General features: G+C 31.8%; 3 protein-coding genes. All 3 read left to right on the top strand.

Annotated features, from left to right (window positions below; all coding sequences use genetic code 11):
- The first annotated feature begins 429 nt into the window (after positions 1–429).
- Positions 430–2,058, top strand: coding sequence for a ribosomal protection-like ABC-F family protein (gene abc-f / locus KI369_RS26925; protein WP_212958610.1), 1,629 nt, complete (start codon positions 430–432; stop codon positions 2,056–2,058).
- Positions 2,059–2,078: 20 nt separating this feature from the next.
- Positions 2,079–2,672 carry a GNAT family N-acetyltransferase gene (locus KI369_RS26930; RefSeq protein ID WP_212958612.1) on the top strand — a complete coding sequence of 198 codons (594 nt, stop codon included), beginning with the start codon at positions 2,079–2,081 and terminating at the stop codon, positions 2,670–2,672.
- 384 nt (positions 2,673–3,056) lie between these two features.
- A partial coding sequence (locus tag KI369_RS26935) for a metalloprotease family protein (RefSeq protein ID WP_212958614.1) occupies positions 3,057–3,423 on the top strand: 367 nt, incomplete at its 3' end.

Raw genomic sequence — 3,423 nt, forward strand, 5'->3', positions numbered from 1 at the left:
AATGTGACTTAGTTTAACCTTCTCGTATTTTTATTTTTTGGGGAAATATAAAGCAAGTAGTACAACAAAAGTAGTTTGTGCTTGCTCAATATGAAGTTAAGAAATGGTAAATAGACCTATAAGAAAGCAATCTTTTTAACAGCACAAATAATTGTATTTACTCATACAGTACTATTATGGTACAATATGGTTACTAATGACGGAAAGGAATGATGGGTGGACGATGATTAACTAATCTTATTTTTAAATGTTGAAATGAAATAAATTTCAATTTATAAAAAATAGGATTAGTCTGCCCAATTCCAAAAAACGGTTTTGCTATTTGATTTGCGTAATAGCTTATTTGGGTATAAATAATGTAATGACTAATCCTGCCAAATTTATTTGGGAGGATTTTTTTATTCTCCCTTAACGAAAGGGATCGGTATTATGAAAGAAATTTTAAAATTAAATGATGTTTATGTTGAAATAAAGGAAAATACTTTGTTAGAGAAAATGAATGTGACAGTAAAACAAGGGGATGTTATCGGATTAATTGGTAAAAACGGTGCTGGTAAATCAACGTTACTTCAATTAATAAATGGGAAGATTGAACCTTCAAAAGGTACTGTTGAATGGATGCAAATGAATATGACAACAGCATATGTTGAACAAGAAAAAGAATCTTTCGTTAGTAAGGATATAATTGCAAAAGAAGCAGAACTGCTTGCGAAATGGGGCGTGCCAACGAACGATTTTCACACTTTAAGTGGTGGTGAAAAGCTGAAAGTTCGGTTAGCAAAAGGATTTGCTAAAAATCCTAATGTCTTAATATTAGACGAACCGACAAATCATTTAGATGAGATGAGTACAGAATTTCTCATTAAGCAAATTAAAAATATGAAAGGTACAGTTATCGTCGTATCACATGATCGATATTTTTTAGATGTTGTTGCGACTAGAATATGGTCAATTGAGGAAAAGAAATTAATTGACCATATTGGTAATTATACGAGTTATATGAAAGCACGTGAGCACAGAAGAATGACGCAGCAGCGTGAATATGAAAAACAACAAAAAAAGATAGAACAAGTAGAAACTCATATAAAAGAATTAAGTTCATGGTCACAAAAGGCACATGCGCAGTCTACAAAACAAGAAGGAGTTAAAGAATTTTATCGTGTAAAAGCGAAGCGCATGGATGCACAAGTGAAGTCAAAACGAAAACGTCTCGAAAAAGAGCTAGAGAAAACGAAGATAGAACGTGTGAAAGAGGAGTATTCAGTTGAATTTTCTATTCAAGCTAGTAAAAAAGTAGGAAAACGTTTCTTAGAAGTAAAACAATTGCGGAAAGAATTTAATAATCGAATATTATTTGAAAACGTTAATTTTACAATTCAACACGGTGAGAAGGTTGCGATTGTTGGACCAAACGGTAGCGGGAAAACAACATTACTGAAGATGATTATGGGAGCGGAAACTACTGAAGGAGAAGTATGGATTTCGCCATCAGCAAACATTGGTTATTTAACACAAGAAGTATTTGATTTACCGCTGGAAAAAACACCAGAAGATTTATTTTTCAAAGAGACGTTTGAAGAAAGAGGAAAAGTCCAAAATTTAATGAAACATTTAGGGTTTGAATCTTCCCAATGGAAAGAGCCAATTCGATATATGAGTATGGGTGAACGAGTAAAATGTAAGCTAATGACTTATATTTTAGATGAAAAAGATGTACTTATTTTAGATGAACCTACGAATCACCTTGATCTTCCTTCACGTGAACAGCTTGAAAATACATTAGCTGAGTATAACGGAACACTCGTTATCGTTTCTCACGATCGATATTTTCTGGAGAAAACAACTAATACAAAACTTGTGTTTGTAAACAATACAATACAAAAGCAGCTCGAAGAACCTACGAAAACAAGAGACGAAATCGAAGAGCTACGTTTAACATTAGAAACAGAGAGACAAGAAGTATTAGGGAAATTAAGCTTTTTAACTTCTAAAGACAAAGAATATAAAGAACTGGATGAACGGTTTATGGAACTTACGAAGCAGATTAAGGCGCTTTAACGTAAGTAAGGGGGATTAACATGGGGGAAGAGAGTGTGACTAATTTATTTAGAATAGATTGTGGAGATATATACCTGCAAGAGTTTACGGTGAAAGATGCAGAGAGTATTTATAAAATAGCAATTCAACCGGAGATAGAAAAGTTTTTGCCAGACTGGAAATCGACGAAAGAACAACGAGTTAATTGGGTTACAAATTATGAAATACCAGAAAACAAAGCGTTTCTTCATGCAGTGAGAACTATGACTAACATAGATGATCACGTATTAAGACTAGGAATATTTAAGAAAACCACAAATGAGCTTATTGGTTGGTGCTGCACAGGCATGAAAGATGAACTCCCTGTACCGAACAGAGAAATTATGTATGCTATTTCAAGTGAATATCATAATAATGGTTATGCTACTAAAGCAACTAAAGGACTGATTAACTATTTGTTTGAAAAAACAAATGTAGATGTTCTTAATGCAATTGCTTTAATTAACAATATAGCATCAAATAAAGTTATTGAAAAATGCGGGTTTATTTATTTGAGTGAACAGGAGATAGAAAATCAACTATATAATCATTATCAATTAAGTAAATCCGAATGGATAAAAAATATTGCTCTGTAAAAGAAATTAAAACGAAATCATTAAAAAGCTTAGAGCTAAAACTCTAAGCTTTTTTACATTCAAATGTATCAGTTAAGCATATTAAAGAGTAGCTTCTGGATAAAGTTGCTTTTTACCGAAAACAGATGCATCAAGTTGTATGTGCGAGGACTATTATATAGGCAACATATTTAAAAAGGTATTTGGAAAATTTTGTCGAATATGTGTACCTATGAAAATAATAAATTCTTACTCAAATCATCCTACAAATGAATGACTTTAGGCTTTAGTAGAAGAATGTATGGCAAAAGTGCAGGCGAGCAAAGGTTTGAATTTAAAATGAACGGTTGAGTGTTAGTGGATTACATGTTTTTAAATATGAAATTATTTAAATGAGGGAGGGGAATGTTTATTATAATTTGGTTTCGTCACTTACCACAGATAAGTATGGATTTGTCAGAATGGACTCCTTTTATACAAAATAATTGGCATCGAAAACATTATATGAAATTTGTACATGTACTTCAAATCATCATTTTTCTAATACCGTATTACTTTGGAGCAGATTTCACCCACATTAATATATTTTATCTCATCATCATAGGCATTTGTGTCTTTATTATTCATGAATTTCTACACATTATTGTTATAAAGAAAAAAGGTGATATTAGCTTAACGTGTAGTGGAATATTTTTTTGGTTAAATACAAATGCAATCCTATCCAAAATAAGATTTTGGATCTTTATGAGTTTGCCTATTATTGTATTATCGG

The sequence above is a fragment of the Bacillus sanguinis genome, from assembly GCF_018332475.1.
GTDB lineage: Bacteria > Bacillota > Bacilli > Bacillales > Bacillaceae_G > Bacillus_A > Bacillus_A sanguinis.

Coding starts and splice junctions, on each gene's coding strand:
- abc-f (WP_212958610.1), top strand. CDS start 430: ATGAAAGAAATTTTAAAATTAAATGATGTTTATGTTGAAATAAAGGAA.
- KI369_RS26930 (WP_212958612.1), top strand. CDS start 2,079: ATGGGGGAAGAGAGTGTGACTAATTTATTTAGAATAGATTGTGGAGAT.